This is a genomic window from Pseudonocardia oceanicola (assembly GCF_047200735.1).
Classification (GTDB): Bacteria; Actinomycetota; Actinomycetes; order Mycobacteriales; family Pseudonocardiaceae; genus Pseudonocardia.
Genome location: NZ_JBJZON010000004.1, coordinates 104,270 through 120,293, shown reverse-complemented (window position 1 = coordinate 120,293; position 16,024 = coordinate 104,270). Strand labels below are relative to the sequence as shown.

Annotated in this window: 13 protein-coding genes; 4 read left to right on the top strand and 9 right to left on the bottom strand. The window is 76.6% G+C overall.

Annotated elements, in window-relative coordinates; genetic code table 11:
• Window positions 1–6: 6 nt before the first annotated feature.
• From ACL02T_RS08675 to ACL02T_RS08655, 5 genes are all read right to left on the bottom strand, one after another.
• Window positions 7–1,587 carry a DUF4389 domain-containing protein gene (locus ACL02T_RS08675; RefSeq protein ID WP_412830094.1) on the bottom strand — a complete coding sequence of 527 codons (1,581 nt, stop codon included), beginning with the start codon at window positions 1,585–1,587 and terminating at the stop codon, window positions 7–9.
• Window positions 1,584–2,072: a universal stress protein gene (locus ACL02T_RS08670; protein WP_412830093.1), complete on the bottom strand. Its 489-nt coding sequence runs from the start codon at window positions 2,070–2,072 to the stop codon at window positions 1,584–1,586. The genes ACL02T_RS08675 and ACL02T_RS08670 overlap by 4 nt, the downstream gene beginning before the upstream one ends.
• 107 nt (window positions 2,073–2,179) lie before the next feature.
• A complete protein-coding gene (locus tag ACL02T_RS08665; protein WP_412830092.1) occupies window positions 2,180–2,419 on the bottom strand; it encodes a DUF1918 domain-containing protein in 240 nt (79 codons plus the stop codon).
• Window positions 2,420–2,438: 19 nt separating this feature from the next.
• Entirely contained in the window at window positions 2,439–4,943 is a 2,505-nt protein-coding gene (ppsA, locus tag ACL02T_RS08660; protein WP_412830091.1) for a phosphoenolpyruvate synthase, read from the bottom strand.
• The gene (locus ACL02T_RS08655; RefSeq protein ID WP_412830090.1) at window positions 4,940–5,890 is read right to left on the bottom strand and encodes a universal stress protein; all 951 of its coding nucleotides are present in this window, start codon (window positions 5,888–5,890) and stop codon (window positions 4,940–4,942) included. Before ACL02T_RS08655 ends, ppsA begins: the two co-directional genes overlap by 4 nt.
• 217 nt (window positions 5,891–6,107) lie before the next feature.
• On the opposite strand from ACL02T_RS08655, the gene ACL02T_RS08650 reads away from it, so the two are divergent.
• Complete coding sequence (locus ACL02T_RS08650) at window positions 6,108–6,983, top strand: universal stress protein (protein WP_412830089.1); 876 nt, start codon at window positions 6,108–6,110, stop codon at window positions 6,981–6,983.
• A gap of 29 nt (window positions 6,984–7,012) precedes the next feature.
• Here the strand turns inward: ACL02T_RS08650 and ACL02T_RS08645 are convergent, their stop codons facing one another.
• The 3 genes from ACL02T_RS08645 to ACL02T_RS08635 are packed head-to-tail and all read right to left on the bottom strand — an operon-like array spanning window position 7,013 to window position 8,692.
• Entirely contained in the window at window positions 7,013–7,492 is a 480-nt protein-coding gene (locus ACL02T_RS08645; protein WP_412830088.1) for a universal stress protein, read from the bottom strand.
• Window positions 7,485–7,955, bottom strand: coding sequence for a CBS domain-containing protein (locus ACL02T_RS08640; protein ID WP_412830087.1), 471 nt, complete (start codon window positions 7,953–7,955; stop codon window positions 7,485–7,487). Before ACL02T_RS08640 ends, ACL02T_RS08645 begins: the two co-directional genes overlap by 8 nt.
• Entirely contained in the window at window positions 7,952–8,692 is a 741-nt protein-coding gene (locus ACL02T_RS08635) for a SpoIIAA family protein (protein ID WP_412830086.1), read from the bottom strand. The genes ACL02T_RS08640 and ACL02T_RS08635 overlap by 4 nt, the downstream gene beginning before the upstream one ends.
• Before the next feature lie 315 nt (window positions 8,693–9,007).
• Here ACL02T_RS08635 and ACL02T_RS08630 point away from each other — a divergent pair, with 315 nt between their 5' ends.
• Genes ACL02T_RS08630 through ACL02T_RS08620 form a run of 3 tightly spaced genes read left to right on the top strand, consistent with a single transcriptional unit; the run spans window position 9,008 to window position 13,958 of the window.
• Window positions 9,008–11,806 (top strand): cation-translocating P-type ATPase, encoded by a 2,799-nt coding sequence (locus ACL02T_RS08630; protein ID WP_412830085.1) that lies wholly within the window; start codon window positions 9,008–9,010, stop codon window positions 11,804–11,806.
• 26 nt (window positions 11,807–11,832) lie between these two features.
• Window positions 11,833–12,531, top strand: a complete 699-nt coding sequence (locus ACL02T_RS08625) for a response regulator transcription factor (protein ID WP_412830084.1) — start codon at window positions 11,833–11,835, stop codon at window positions 12,529–12,531.
• Window positions 12,532–12,575: 44 nt separating this feature from the next.
• Window positions 12,576–13,958, top strand: coding sequence for a sensor histidine kinase (locus tag ACL02T_RS08620; protein ID WP_412830083.1), 1,383 nt, complete (start codon window positions 12,576–12,578; stop codon window positions 13,956–13,958).
• An 18-nt stretch (window positions 13,959–13,976) separates the two neighbouring features.
• On the opposite strand, the gene ACL02T_RS08615 is transcribed toward ACL02T_RS08620, so the two are convergent.
• Window positions 13,977–15,860, bottom strand: coding sequence for a sensor histidine kinase (locus tag ACL02T_RS08615; RefSeq protein ID WP_412830082.1), 1,884 nt, complete (start codon window positions 15,858–15,860; stop codon window positions 13,977–13,979).
• Between the last annotated feature and the right edge of the window lie 164 nt (window positions 15,861–16,024).

Below are 16,024 nucleotides of genomic sequence, written 5' to 3'. Positions count from 1 at the left end.
GGGCCGTCATCCGGGTGCTCCCGCCGGTTCGCGGCGCACGTGGGCGGCGCCGGCGATGATCAGGATCCCGACGGCGAGCAGGCCGAGTCCGGTCCACAGGGCCACCGCCGAGGTCACCCCGAGCACGGGCACCTCGGCGGCGACCTGGACGTCGGCCGCCACCGGCGCGCTGCCGTCGGCGTTCATCACCACGGCGGTCCAGGTGCCCGGCGCCGGGGTCCACGAAGCCACCTGGGTCCCGGGCCCGGAGGCGGCCGCGACCCAGAACGACTGGGTGGCGGGCGGCGCCACGGCCGGGCCGCCCGGGATCTGCTCGACCCGCCCGACCGGCGGCGTACCGGTCGGGCCCGGGCCGCCGCGCCAGACGCCCTGCCCGGCACCGCCGAGGTAGCGGGTGACGTCCGCGGTGGGCCCGATGCCCACGAACACGTCGCCGCCGCGGGTGGAGGTGGCGCGCAGGACGACCTCCCCCAGGACACGCGCGGCCACGTCGGTGTCGGAGCCGGTGTCGATCACGACCGGGTCGGTGCGCAGCGCCGCCCCACCGGTCGAGGCCGACCCGATGCCGGAGGCGACGAAGCCGGCCGCGTCCCGGCCGACCCGGTCGGTGACCAGTCCGGAGAACCCGGCGATGCTCAGGCCCAGCGCGATCGCGGTGACGACCGCCCCGGCGACGAGCAGCACGGAGCGACCCGGCGAGGGCGGCGGCACCGGGGTCGGGGACGCCGTACCCGGCGGCTCCGGCGGGACGTCGGCGGACACGGGCCGGTCGAGGACGGCGGCTCCGGTCGCGCGCACCCCGGTCGCGCCGCCCGGCGGAGGTGCCGGAGGGGCCGGGGCGCTCGCCGCCGGCGCGGGGCCCGACGGGACCGCTGCCGCCTGCCCGGGCCCGCCCGACGGACCGGGCGCCGGCGGGACCGGCTCCTCCCCGCCCTGGTCGAGGCGGAACGGCGGGTACTCGTCCGTCATCAGCGCGACGTAGGCGAGGACCCGGAGGACCCACCTGTCGAACCCGAGCACCAGGTCGAACAGGCCGCGCGGATAGCGCCCGGTGAACAGCAGCGCCACGACGGCGATGAGGACCAGCACGGTCACCAGCCCGCCGTCGAAGGCGATCGCCCCGGTGGTCCCGATCCGCCACACGAGGGTGCCGCCGGCGCCGATCAGGAACACCAGCACGAGGTAGTGCGGCAGCGCCAGCAGCCACCACTTGACCAGGACGAGCCCGCGGGACAACCGCTCGGGAGGGTCGATCTCCAGCCGGGCCGGGTAGTCCGGGACGTCGGCCAGGGTGAACGGCGGGTACCGGTCCGTGCCGTTGGCGGCGTAGCCGTAGTAGGCGACCCGCCATCCCCAGCGCAGCACCCCGAGGGTGAAGGCGAAGAGGGTGCGCGGGTAGCGGCCGGTGACCAGGATCGCGACGAACGCGACCACGGTCAGGACCCAGAACGCCAGGCCGAGCACGGCCAGCACGATCAGGTGCGGCACGAGCAGCAGCCACTTGACCAGCCACAGCCACCGTGACGGCTCGCGCTCGAGCCGACCGGTGACCCGGACCGGGTACCGGGGGGCGCCGCCGGAAGTCACGATCCGCTCCCGGCGGCCTGGCCCGCGGCGACCGGACTCGTCCGCGGCGGGCGGACCACGGTCACCCGGCACGGGGCGTGCAGCACGCACTGCAGCCCGACCGAGCCGAGCAACGTGCTCGCCATCCCGCCGCGGCCCCGGTGGCCGACCACGAGATCGTCGGCGTCCTCGGCCTGCGCCAACAGGACCGACGCCGGCGAGCCGGGCAGGGCCAGGACGTCGACCGGGACCTGCGCCGCCTCGCCGTCCAGCCCGGCCCGCACCTCGGCCACGGTGGACCGCAGGCCGCTCTCCAGCGTGCGGGTGATCTCGGCCGACGTCGGGGGTACGGCCATGTCGAACTCCGGCCAGTAGTCCGGTGTCTCGAAGGCCATGACGGCCCGCACCCGCGCCCCCCGGCGCGCCGCGTCGCGCAACGCGTGCTCGAGCGCGATCCGCGAGCCCGGGGACCCGTCCATTCCCACGACGATCGTCGGTGCTGCCACGATTCCTCCTCTGCCGGTTGCCGACGGGTCGCCGGCGTCGGGACGAGCCTGGCCCGGTCCGGGCCGACCGGCCCACGGTCCCGGGTCCCGGGTCTGCGGGCCGGTGGTCACGTGAGCGCGGGACGGTTGCGGCCGTCGGGGCCCGGCGGGTCGCCGCCGGGCGCGTGCCGTTCCAGATGGGCGTCCGGCGGCGGGAAGACCAGGCTCTCGTGGTCGTCGTCGAGCCACCGGACCCGGTAGGGCGGCGAGCCGTCGGGATGGAGCAGCCCGACGATCTGACCGCGCCGGCCGTGGCTCTCGTGCGGGCCGGGCGGGACGATCAGCCAGTCCCCGATCCGGGCGTTCATGATGCCGACACCCGGCGGGTCACGGCCGCACCTCCGTCCGGCGCGCGGCCTCGAGCAGCACGCGACGCTCGGCGGCCGCGACGGCCGCGCGGGCCGCGCCGACCGCATCCGGGTTGACCGAGATGGACGTGATGCCGGCGCGCACCAGGAACTCGGCGAACCCCGGCACCCGGCTCGGGGCCTGCCCGCACAACGACGTCGGCACGCCGAGCATCGTGGCCTGCTCGAGGATCGAGGAGATCGTCGCGAGCACGGCCGGGTCCGACTCGTCGTAGAGCTCGGCGAGCCGCTCGGAGTCACGGTCGACGCCCAGCACGAGCTGGGTGAGGTCGTTGCTGCCGATGGAGATGCCGTCGATGCCCAGCCCGACGTACTCGGGCAGCCAGTGCACCACCGAGGGCACCTCGGCGGTCAACCACTTCTGCAGGCCCCGCCGGCGGCCCACCGGGCTGCCGTCGACGAGGTCCAGCACCGCGGCGAGCTCCCCGCGGGTCCGCACGAACGGGATCATCAGGTGCACGTTCGGGCAGCGGTCGCGGACCTCGGCGAGCATCCGCAGCTCCAGCGCGAACAGGTCGGGCTCGTGCAGGTAGCGGAAGGCACCCCGGTAGCCGATCATCGGGTTCCGCTCGACGGGCTCGAACTCCTCGCCGCCCCGCAGGCCCCGGAACTCGTTGCTCCGCAGGTCCGTGGTGCGGTAGAGCACCGGACGCGGCGCGAACGCCGCCCCGATCCGGCCGACGGCCCCGACCATCGCCTCGACGAAGGCCGCCTCCTCGCCCGCGGCGAGCATCGCGCGCGGGTGCCGCCCGCCCAGGGCGGAGGTGAGCGCGAGCTCGGCGCGCAGCAGGCCGACCCCGTCGACGTCGAGCGCGGCGACGCGCTCGGCCGCCTCCGGCAGCGCCAGGTTGACGTGCAGCTCAGTCCCCGTCGTGATCCGCTGCGCCACCGGAGGCACCGGCCCGGCGCCGGGGGCGGTCAGGGCCTCGACCCCGCCGGCCGGGGACCGGACCACGGCGGGGGCGGCACGTTCGACACCGCCCCGGACGACCTGACCCGCGGTCCCGTCGACGGTGACCACCTCGTCGTCGCACAGGTCGGCCGTGGCCGTGCGGGTCCCCACCACGGACGGGATGCCCAGCTCCCGCGCCACGATCGCGGCGTGGCAGGTCACGCCGCCCTGGTCGGTGACCACGGCGGCCGCCCGTCGCAGCGTCGGCAGCCAGTCCGGATCGGTCCGGGGCGCGACCAGCACGTCGCCGGGCCTCAGGCGGTCCCCCTCCCGCGGCTCGTGCAGCACCCGGACCGGACCGCTCGCCCGTCCGGGCGCGGCGGCGAGGCCCGTCGCCAGCACGACGCCGCGGGGCGCACCGTCCGCCTCCGGCGCGGGCCCGGTCGTGGCCGGCCCCGTGGTGGTCGGCCCCGTGGAGGTCGACCCCGTGGAGGTCGACCCCGTGGAGGCCGGCCCCGTGGTGGCCGGCCCCGTGGAGGTCGGCCCCGTGGAGGTCGACCCCGTGGAGGTCGGCCCGGTGGTGGCCGACACGGTCGTGACGGGCCGGGCCTGCACGAGCCAGAGGTGGTCGGCGGTCATCGCCCACTCCACGTCCTGCGGGCGTCCGTAGTGCTCCTGCGCCCGGAGGGCGAGCCGGGCGACCGCCTGCGCCTCGGCGTCGACGAGCACGCGGGCTCTCGCCCGCTCGTCGGCCAGGCGCACCGTGACGTCGTGCCCGTCGGCCCCGCGGACGATCTCATGGGTCTGGTGCCCCACCCGCACCGACAGCATCTGCAGGTCGGGTACGGACAGGACGTAGGTGTCGGGCTCGACGGCCCCGCTCACCACCACCTCGCCCAACCCGAGCGCCGCCTCGACCACCACGCGGTCGCGCAGTCCGGTGGTCGGGTCGGCGGTGAAGGCCACGCCCGAACGCTTCGCCGGCACCATCAGCTGCACGACGACGGCGACGACCGGCTGGGCGGTGTCGCCGCGCTCGGCGCGGTAGGCGAGTGCCCGCGGTGCCAGCGCGGACGCCCAGCAGTCGACGATCCGGTCACACAGCTCACGGGCACCGCGGACGTCGGTGAACGTGGCGTGCACCCCGGCGTACGACGCGGACGAGCTGTCCTCGCCCAGCGCGGAGGACCGGACGGCGACGGAGGCCGGTCCGAGGTCCTCGATGCCCAGCCCCGCATAGGCGGTGTGGACCTGCTGCGCGAGATCGGCGCCGAGCCCGGCCTTGTGCACGAGTTCCTGGATGCGCTCGCAGTCCGCGGAGAGGGAGAGCCGGCTCCGGTGCTCGCGCGCGGCCCGCAGCGTCTCGGCGTAGCGCGTCGCGATCTCCTCGCCGACCCCGGCGGCCCCGATCGAGTCCCGGTAGGCGTCCGCGGTGACCACGAACCCGTTCGGCACCGGGAACCCCGCCGCGACCAGCTCGCCCAGGTTGGCGGCCTTGCCCCCGACCTCGGCGGCGTCGGCCACGGAGACGGCCGACAGGGGTCGGACCCAGCGCGGGTCGAGCGCCCTCATCGGCCGGCCTCCTCGGCCGGCGCGGCCGGCTCCCGGGACGACTCCCGGGCCGGCTCCGCAGCGGTGCTCCCCCCGTGGACCACGGCGACCGGGCACGGGGCGTGGTGCAGCAGGGCCTGCCCGACCGACCCGCGCCACAGCCCGCGCGCCGGGCCACGGCCACGCGACCCGACCACGATGAGGGCGGCGCCCGCGGCCCGTTCGACGAGTGCCTCGGCGGCGTTGTCCCGCACGAGCACGGCCCGCGCCTCGACCCCCGGGTACTTCTCGGTCCACGGCTCGAGCGCCCGCGCCACCAGGGCGCGTTCCTCGGCGGCGATCGCGTCCCAGTCCATGAGGTTCTCCAGGGCCGCGTCGAGCTTGGCCTCGCTCCAGGCCCGGACGGCGACGACCTGCCCGCCCCGCCGGGCGGCCTCCTCGAACGCGAAGCCGACCACGGCCTCGTCGCGGGGCGTCCCGTCCACCCCGACGACGATCGCGTCCCCGCGATCGGTGCGGCCACGCACGACCACCGCCGGGCACCGCGCGCTCGCGGCGAGCCGGCGGCCGACGGAGCCGAGCAGCAGGCCGGTGAACCCGCCCCTCCCACGGCTGCCCACGACGACCAGCGACGCCGTGCCCGACTCCTCGGCGAGCACCTCGGCCGGCGACCCGCTGACCACCTCGCGGTCGATCTCGAGGCCGGGCGCGACGGCGGCGGCCACTGCGGCGGCCACTGCGGCGGCGTCCTCGGCGCTTTCGCGAGCGTCGTTCAGCAGCGCCTGGTGCGCCCGCTCGCCTCCCCTCGGCGGGAGCACCAGGTGCTCCGGCGGCGGCGGGACCGCGACGACGAGACGCAGCGACGCATGCCGCTCGCGCGCCTCGACCGCCGCCCAGCGCACCGCCTCCAGGGCGGGGTCCGATCCGTCGACCCCGACGACGACCGCGCCGCCGACCATGCCCGACATGGTTCCTCCCGACTCGTAGCCCACCTCCCCACGGTCGGGCCGTGGCGCCCGCGCGCACAGCGGCGCTCCGACCCCTCCGGACGGGCCGAACGGCCCGGGTCGGTCCTCTCGGGCCCAACGTCGGTACCCGCCGGGTCGGTCGGCACCTGCGGGCCGGGGCGGGACCGGATCATGCTCGGCGCATGACCACCACGACCTGGTTCCCGATGTGGACGCGATGAGCGCCCGCCCCGTGATCGCGGGCACGGACGGATCGGGCGGCGCGACCCGGGCGGTCGCCTGGGCGGCGGAGGAGGCCCGGCTGCGTGGCCTCCCGCTGCAGATCGCCTGCGTGCTCGCCCGCCGGACGGCGGGGCCACCGCTGGTCGCGGAGGACATCGTGCGGCGCGCCGCCGCGGTCGCCCGCATCAACGGCCCGGGCGTGCCCGTCGGCACCCGGGTCCTGCACGGTCGCCCGGACGAGGTCCTCGCCCGGCTGGCCGCGGACGCCGAGCTCCTGGTCGTCGGGCACCGGGGTGGCGGCCGCGCACTACCGACCCTCGGCCGGACGGCGGCCCGACTGGTCCGGGCGGCACGCCCGGCCGTCGCCGTGGTGCGCGCCGCACCGGGCCGCCCGGTCCCGGACCGGGCCCGGCCCGTGCTGGTCGCCGTCGACGGGCGGCCCGGCAGCGGGGCCCTCGTGCGGTACGCGGCGGACACCGCCGCGGCCCGGGACGCGGACCTGCACATCGCGCACATCTGGGACGAGCGTCCCGCCGACGTCGCCGCCCGGCTCGGCCGCCGGCAGCGGGTCCCGCACCGGGTAGCGGCGGAGCGGGCGCTGGCCGAGATCGCCGCGACGGTGACCGCGGACCACCCCGGCCTGCGGATCCGCTGCACCGTCGAGCGGGGCCGACCGGCGTGGTCCGTCCTCGAGCTCTCCGACGCCGCCCAGCTCGTGATCGTCGGCCGGCACCTCGGCCCTGGCCTCGGCGCCCTGACCTCGGTGCTGCTGCAGGCCTCCAGCTGCCCGGTCCTGCTGGCCCCGCGCTCCCCGGCCGGCGTGGCCCGCCCGCGGCGGCGGGAAGGGACGGCGAGCACGCCCGCGGGTTAGGTCGGCGCAGGTCGGCGGGCAGGTGGGGCTCAGCGGGGTTCGTGCACGACCACCACCGGGCACCGGGCGTGGGTGGTCACGTGCTGCGCGGTCGACCCCAGCAGCAGGCCCGCGAAGCCGCCGTGCCCCCGGCTGCCGACGACCAGGAGCCCGGCGTCCTTCGCGGCGTCGAGCAGCACCGGCGCCGCGCCGCCCTCGACGACCTCCGTCGTCACCTCCGCGGCCTGCTCGGCAGGCAGCGCGTCGCGCACGGCGAGCTCCAGCGTCTCGGCCGCGATCGCGGGCCAGTCCACCCACACCTGGGGGATCGGCATCGGTCCGTACGAGACCGGGATCGACCACGCGATCACGGCCCGCACCCGCGCCCCGGTGAGCGCCGCCTGCCGCACCGCCCACTGCAGGGCGTGTCGCGACGAGGGCGAGCCGTCCACCCCGACGACGATCTCGCCGGGTGCGGCGGCGCCGTGCACCGGGGCGCGCTCGGCCGGTTCCGCCCGCTGCTCAGGCATGCTCACGGCTCACCGGACCCGTGCTCCCCGGCCACGCCCGCCCGGCCCGCGGCTGCCGGGCGGCGACCAGGCGCAGCACGTCGCACCGGGTGAGGATCCCGACCACCCGGCCGCCGTCGATCACCGGCACGGCCCGGATCCCCGCGTCGAGCATCGTGCCGACGACCTCGGCCAGGTCGTCCTCCGGCTGCGCCCGGACCGGCCGGTGCGTCATCACGGCGGCGACCACGGCCTCGGGGTCGACCTCGGCCTGCCAGCCCTCCGGGAGGTCCGGGCAGCAGGCCAGGTCGGCCGCCGTCACCATGCCGACCAGGCGCCCGCCGCCGTCGACGACGGGGGCGACGCTGCGTCCGTGCGCGGCGAGGACGGACGCCGCCGCCTGCACGGGGCTGTCCGCCCGCAGCGTCGTCACCGCCGTGCTCATCGCGTCGCGGACCTTCGCCGCGACCTCCCCGGCCGTCACGATCCCGCCGCCCAGGCCTGCGCGCCCGCCAGGTCCGCGTACCCGAACACCCGGACCTGCGGGTGCACGACGTGCTCGACGGTCGAGGCGGCCGCCGTGGCCACGGGGACGTCGGTGGCGAGGGCGAGGCGACCGACCTTTCCCTGGTGCCCGACGACGAAGCGCACGTGCCGCAGCAGGCTGCCGAGGCTCGTCCAGCGCGGCACTCCGCGCAGGTGCAGCACCAGGCCGGGCAGCTCGCCGTGCTCGCGCATCCACGGGTCGACCGTCGCGGCGAGCGTCTCGAAGTCCTCGATGCGTAGAGCCTCGGTCACCTCGGCGGTCACGACGCCGGTCGACTCGTCGAGAACCGCGTCGATCGCGGCGCCGGCCGGCAGGGCGGCGAGCCATGCGGCGGCCGCGGTCCGCTCGCCCGGCGCGAAGACGCGCATCGGGAAGGGCACGACGAACACCGCCCACCGGGTGGCGGTCGTGATCCAGCCGAGGCGGGTGACGACCGCGGCGCCGTCCATCGCGCCGAACGCGTGGAGCCCCAGACGCACGTCGTCGACGACCGCCGGCGGGGTCAGCCCGGTGAAGTCGTCGTCGATCTCGATCAGGCACCGCAGCCGGCCGGAGTCCCGCATCGCGTCCTCGACCATCGGCACGATGACGTCGTCGTAGTCCTGCGGGGTGAGGCGCCCTCCGACGCGCAGTCCCAGCACGCCGTCGGGGAGGTCGCCCAGCTTCTCGATCATGTGCTCCTCCGGGAGATGCGGCGATCGCGCAGGGGCTCGGGCCCCACTGTCGCTCGGGACGACCCTACGGCCGCCGACCACCGCGGGATCAGGGCCGAAGGTCCACGGTGGATCGGGGCGGAGGCGGTGGATGCGGAGGCGGTGGATGCGGGCGGCGGTGGATCCGGGCGGAGGTCGGCGAGCGTGCCGATCCCGGGCGAGCGGGTTGTCCGGTCCCGGCTGAGCGTCCCACCGGGAGGGGCCGAAGGCCCCTGCACCCCGGGCGCCCGCTGCAGGTTGTCTGGAACGGTCCACGTGATCACCGGGAGCCCGGCTGTGTCGACCACCAGCACCTCGCGCAGCACCGAGCCGTCGACGACGACCGGTGCCGCCGATCCTCGCGAGCCGGTGGAGGTGCTGCTGCGCGACCTGCGCTCCTCCCGCTCGGGGCTGAGCTCCGCGGACGCCGCCCGCCGGCTCGACCGCTACGGCCCCAACGTGCTCGAACACCGGGCGGGCCGGGGCTGGCCGCGGGCGCTGGTGCGGCAGTTCGTGCATCCGCTCGCCCTGCTGCTGATCGTCGCGGCGGCGCTGGCGTTCCTGTCCGGGACTCGGGAGCTGGGCTGGGCGATCCTCGCCGTGGTCGCGCTCAACGCGGTGTTCGCGTTCGTCCAGGAGACCCAGGCGAGCAGGGCGGTCGAGGCACTCGGCCGCTACCTGCCACCCCGGTCGCGGGTGCGCCGCGACGGGACGGTCGGCGAGATCCGGGCCGCCGAACTGGTGCCGGGCGACGTGGTGCTGATCGCCGAGGGCGACCGGGTCCCCGCCGACGCCCGACTGCTGTCCGGCGCGCTGGAGATCGACGCCGCCGCGCTCACCGGCGAGTCGGTACCGGTGGAGCGCGACGCCGCCGTCCCGGACACCGCCGGCCGGAAGCTGGACTCCCCGGTGCTCGTGTTCAGCGGCACCGCCTGCGTCGCGGGCTCGGCGGAGGCGGTCGTCCACGCGACCGGCCGGCACACCGAGATCGGCCGGATCGCGGCGCTGACCGGACGCCGGGGCCACGACGAGAGCCCGCTGGAGCGTCAGGTCCGCCGCGTCGCCTACCTGATCGCCGCGGTCGCGCTCGGGGTCGGGGCGGCGTTCCTGCCCCTCGGCGTGCTCGCCGGGCTGAGCTGGGCCGAAGCGGCTGTGTTCGCGGTCGGTCTGCTGGTGGCCAACGTGCCGGAGGGGCTGCTGCCGACCATCACCCTCGCCCTCGCCGGCGGGGTCCGCGCCATGGCCCGCCGCGGTGCCCTGGTCAAGCGGCTGTCCGCGGTGGAGACCCTCGGCTCGACCACGGTGATCTGCACGGACAAGACCGGCACGCTGACCCTCGGGCGGATGACGGTGCAGGAGGTGCGCGACGGCGCGGGGCGGCCGGTCGCCGCGCCCGGCCCGGACCTCGCCACCGCGGTCGCCCGCTGCGCGACCGCCGACCCGGCGACCGGGACCGGGGACCCGACCGAGCTCGCGCTGCTGGCGATGGCGGCCGGGGCGGGTGCCGACGTCCGCGTCGGGACCCGCGACCGCGACCGCCGGGCCCTGTTCGCCTTCGAGGCCCGGCGGCGGACCATGGCCACCCTCGACGACGTCCCCGACGACGACCTGCACGGGGACGACCTGCACGGGGACGACCAGCACCGGGACGACCAGCACGGGGACGACCAGGACGGGGAGCGGCCCCGGAGCCGGTGGATCCATGTCAAGGGCGCCCCCGAGGTCCTCGTCCCGCGCTGCCGGCTCGAGCCGGACGACACCGCCGCCGTGGAGGCCGCCGTGACCGGGTTGGCCGACCGCGGCCTGCGCGTCCTCGCCGTCGCCCGCCGCGCCTGGCCCGCCGACACCCCACCCGACCGCGAGGTCGCCGAAGGGCCCGGGCTGGAGCTGCTCGGCCTCGTCGGGCTGCTCGACCCGCCCCGCCCGGAGGTGCCCGCCGCCGTCGCCGCGTGCCACTCCGCGGGCATCCGCGTGCACGTGGTGACCGGCGACAACGGCCGCACCGCCGCCGAGGTCGCCCGCCGGGTCGGGCTGCGGGCCGACCGCGTCGTGGAGGGCGACGAGCTCGACGCCATGCCCGATCCGGCCCTGCACCAGCTGCTGGCCACCGGGCAGGAGATCGTCTTCTCCCGGGCCGCGCCCGAGGCCAAGCTGCGCATCGCCGACGCCCTGCGCGCCGACGGCCAGGTCGTCGCGATGACCGGCGACGGCGTCAACGACGCCCCCGCGCTGCACCATGCCGACATCGGGGTGGCCATGGGCCGCGAGGGCACCGAGGTGGCCCGCGAGGCCGCCACCATGATCCTCACCGACGACAACTTCGCCACGGTCGTCGCCGGGGTCGAGGAGGGCCGTCGGGTCTTCGACGACGTGCGCAAGTTCGTGCTCTACATCTTCGCCCACCTCGTCCCCGAGGTCGTGCCGTTCCTGCTGTTCGCCCTGTCCGGCGGCCTGGTCCCGCTCCCCCTGACCGTGCTGCAGATCCTCGCCGTCGACCTGGGCACCGAGACCCTGCCGGCACTCGCCCTCGGCCGGGAGAGGGCCGAGCCGGGGCTCATGGCCCGCCCGCCGCAGCACCGCGGCCGCGGTGTGATCGACCGGCGGATGCTGCTGCGCGCCTGGGGGATCATGGGCGTGGTCTCCGCGGCCCTCGGCCTCGCCGTGTTCCTGCTCGTCCTCCACCAGGGCGGTTGGACCCCCGGCGCCGACACCGGCCCCGGAGCACCGCTGCACCCGCTGTACCTGCAGGCCACCACGGCCAGCTTCGCCGCGATCGTCGCCTGCCAGATCGGTACCGCCTTCGCCGCCCGCACCGATCACACCTCGTTGTGGCGCATCGGGATCGGCAGCAACCGGCTGCTGCTCGCCGGCATCGCCTTCGAGGTCGCCTTCGCCGCCGCCGTGATCTACCTGCCCGTCCTGCAGACCGTCTTCGGCACCGCCGCCCTGCCCGGTTGGGTGCTGCTGCTCCTGCTGCCGATGCCGGTGGTCGTCTGGGGCGTCGACGAGATCTACCGGTGGGCGGGCCGCCGGAGCGGGAGCGGCTCGGCCCCGCCCGCCCCCGCCGGGCGGGCCGGAACGGACGCGGGCCGATGACCGGGCCGTCCGCGGACGATGCCCCCGTGGGCGCACGCATCCTGCTGGTCGAGGACGACCAGGGCCTCGGGGAGGGCCTGGTGGACAGCCTGACCCAGCACGGCCACGACGTGTCCTGGGCGCACACCGGCCGTGCGGCGCTCGAGGCGGTCGAGACCGGCGGACGGATCGACCTGGTCCTGCTCGACCTCGGGCTCCCGGACGTGGACGGGATCCGGGTCTGCCGGTGGCTGCGCGACCGGTCCGTGGAGGCCGTCGTCGTGATCCTGACCGCCCGCGGTGCCGAGATGGACGTCGTCGTCGGCCTCGACGCCGGCGCCGACGACTACCTGACCAAGCCGATCCGGCGCGACGAGCTCCTCGCGCGGGTGCGCGCCCACCTCCGGCGCGCGCAGCCCTCGGGTGGCGGCGAGCCGGTGCGGCTCGGCGACCTCGAGCTCGACCTGCGGCAGCGCCGGGTCTTCGTGCACGGCCGGGAGCTCGTCCTGCGGGCCAAGGAGTTCGACCTGCTGGAACGCCTCGTCCGCGACGCGGGGGCCGCGTTGAGCCGGCAGACCCTGATGGCCGACGTGTGGGACGACCGCTGGGGCGGTGCCAGCAAGACCCTCGACGTCCACGTCGCGGCCCTGCGCAAGCGGCTGTCCGGCTTCCCGGCCGGGACGCTGGTGCCCCGGATCCGCACGTTGCGCGGCCACGGCTACCGCCTCGAACCCCCGACGGCCTAGCGTGCACCGAGACCCTGTCCCGGGCGACGGGAGGTGACGCCGGCGTGCGCACCCGGATCGTCTCCCTCGCGGTGGTCATCGCAGCGATCGCGGTGACGCTGTTCGGCATCCCGCTCGCCGCCGGGCTCGCCCGCTACGCCGAGGCGCAGGAGGGCGTCACCCTGCAGCGGATCGCCGACCTCACGGCCGCGGCCGTGCTCAACGACCTCGCCCACGACCGGATCCCGCCGGCGCTGCCCGCCGCTCAGGGTGGCAGGCACGACAGGCAGGTCACACTCTTCGACGAGGACGGCGTGCGCCTCCTCGGCGGTGGGCCCCCGGTGGGCGACGAGCACATCGCCGCCGCCCTGCGGGGTGCGGGTCCCGGCATCGTCGAGAGCGGCGGCACCGTGATCGCCACGGCCCCGGTCACCGGCGAGCACGAGATCATCGGCGCGGTCCGGGCCGCGCGGCCGGTGTCGGCGGTGCACGCGGAGCTCGTGCCGATCTGGGCGGCCATGCTGGGCCTGGCGGGTCTGGTCCTGGTGGCGGGCTGGGTGATCGCGAGGCGCCAGGCGCGACGCCTCTCCCGTCCGCTGGAGGACCTGGCGGTGCTCGCCGAGCGGCTCGGGGACGGGGACTTCAGCGTCCGGGCACCCCGGGCCGGGGTCGCCGAGGTCGACGCGGTCGGCACCGCCTTCACGGCCACCGCGGCCCGGCTCGACGACCTCCTCGCCCGCGAACGGGCGTTCTCCGCGGAGGCCTCCCACCAGCTGCGGACACCGCTGGCGGCGCTGCGGCTGCGGCTGGAGAACGCGCGGGCCGGGCCGAGCACCGACGTCGACGCCGCTCTCGACGCCGCGATCACGGAGACCGAGCGCCTGGCGCGGACCGTCGAGGAGCTGCTGCACCTCGCGCGGGCCCGGGGCGGCGGGGGAACCGGGCCGGTCGAGCTGCGCGCCCTGCTCGACGACGTGGCCGAGACCTACCGGCCCCGCTTCCTCGCCGAGGGCCGGAGCCTCGTCGTCGACGTCGGCCAGGACGGCGACGAGCCCGGACCCGCGTCGGACGCGCACCCGGTGCGGGCGGATCCCGGCCCCGTCGTCGGGGGTTCGCGGGCCGCGCTCCGCCAGGCGCTCGCGGTCCTGCTCGACAACGCCCTGCTCCACGGGGCCGGACGGGCCCGGGTCGGGGTGCGGGAGGTCGGCGAGGCCGTGGCGGTCGACGTCGAGGACGAGGGCCCGGGCTTCGACGGTGCCCCCGACCCCGAAGACGTGCCCGACCGGGACGGGGCCGACCGGGACGGGGCCGACCGGGAGGGCGCGGGCGGAACCGGACTCGGCCTGCCGCTCGCGACGCGCCTGGTCGAGGCCCAGGGCGGCCGGCTCGTCCTGACCCGGGAGAGACCCCCGGTACTGACGATCTTCCTCCCGCGCGATCACCGCTGAGGTGGTCGGGCCGCCACGTCAGCTCGCGGGGCGCGCGCCGGGGTCGCCCGGCGTCAGGGGGACCGACCACTCCACCCGGGTGCCGTGGGGGGCGACCCGGGTGATCGTCAGGTGTCCGCCGTGGCGTTCGGCGCGGCGGCGCAGGTTGGCCAGCCCGCTGCGGCGGCCGGAGTAAGGGATGCCGAGGCCGTCGTCGGAGACGACGAGGCTCAGGAGCGCGTCGGGGCCGGGATCGTCGGGGCCGGGATCGTCGGGGCCGGGATCGTCGGGGCCGGTGACGCGGAGGTCGACCTCGACACGGGTGGCGTGGGCGTGCTTGGCCACGTTGGTCAGGGCCTCGCGGACGACGGCGCACAGGTCGTCGACCAGCTCCCTGCGGTCGGTCGGGTCGAGGCCGGCCAGCACGGTGTCGACGGGACCGGAGAACCGCAGCTGCGGGGCCTGCCCGAGGACCGTCGCGGCCTCGGTGACCACGGCGAGCACCGTGGAACGCACCTCGTCGGCGGGCCCGGCGCGGGTGTGCCGGATGGCGAAGACGCTGGTACGGATCTGGGCGATGGTGTCGTCCAGGTCGACCACGGCCGACCGGAGGCTCTCCGCGTGCGTCGGGTGGACCCGCGCGGCGAGGCCCTGCAGAGCCAGCCCCGATGCGAACAGACGCTGGATGACGTGGTCGTGCAGGTCTGCGGCGATGCGGTCGCGTTCGTCGAGCATCGCCGCCCGCTCGCGTTCGGTACGGGCGTCGTCGAGCTCCAGCGCCACGGCGGCCTGAGCGGCGAACCCGGCCGCCATGGTCAGGTCCTCGGGGTCGAACGGGGCACGGCCGGCGAGCCGGGTGACGGCCAGCACTCCCGCGTTCTGGGCGTTCCCGGTGAGCGGGACCACCAGTACGGGGCCGATCTCGACGGCATCGGCCGGCTCCGGAGGCGGCAGGCCGGGATGGTCGCGGGCGTCGGCCAGCCGCAGCGACCGGCCGGTGCTGAACACGTGGCCGCAGAGGCTGCCGTCGACCGGGCTGCGGTACCCGACCAGCTCGACGGCCGCGACACCGAGGGTCGGCCCGCCGACGGCCGTGTCGACCTGCAGGCTGCGCCGTTCCTCGTCGGGCAGCAGGACCGCGACCAGGTCGGCGTCGGCGAGCCGCCGGGCGTGTTCGGCGATCGCACCCAGCGGCCGGCCGACGTCCGGGGTCAGCATCCGCCGGGTGACCGCGGCGGTCGCGGCCGACCACTCCCCGCGGCGGCGGGCGGCGGCGTACCGGCGCGCGTTGTCGATCACGACGGCGGCGGTCGCCGCGAGCGACAGGGCCAGTTCCTCGTCCTCGGCACTGAACCCGCCGCGGGTGCTCTCGGTGAGATAGAGGTTGCCGAACACCTCGTCCCGGATCCGGATCGGCACCCCCAGGAAGCCGCCCATCGGCGGATGCCCGGGCGGGAACCCCGAGGACCTCGGATCGGCCGACAGGTCCTCGATCCTGAGCGGGCGCGGATCCGCGATCAGCGCCCCGAGCAGACCCTTGCCCTGCGGCAGGTGCCCGAGCGCGTCCACGAGCACGTCCGGCATCCCGACGTGGACGAACTCCGCCAACCCGCCCTGACCGTCGAGGACACCCAGAGCGGCGTAGCGGGCGCCCACCACCTCGCGCGCGGCTGTCGCGATGTGTTCCAGCACCGCCGTCGGCGCCAGATCGGCGTTGATCGTCTGGCTCGCCCTCAGCAGCTCGCGCAACCGCTCCTGGGTCGCGATCATGTCCCGAGCGCGGCCGAGCAGTTGCGCCAACAGCCGGTCCAGCTCGGTCCGTGGCCGGTCCGCGAACGTCAGCGCCGGCTCGTCCGGCGCCTCGATCCACTCGGCTTCCCGGTCGCGCGCGCGCTTCCGCCGGGAGTCGGGCTGCTCGCCCATTGGTGTCCTCAGTCGGTCGATCCGCCCCCGGAAGGACGACTGCCGGCCCACCGGCCACGCCGTCCTCCCCTGTCCTCCGACCGGGGCGAGTCCGACTCTTGCCACCCGGCCCGCGGAGGAAGCGAGCCCCCTGACTCTGCCTTCTCCCCGCGCGACGCCGCTCC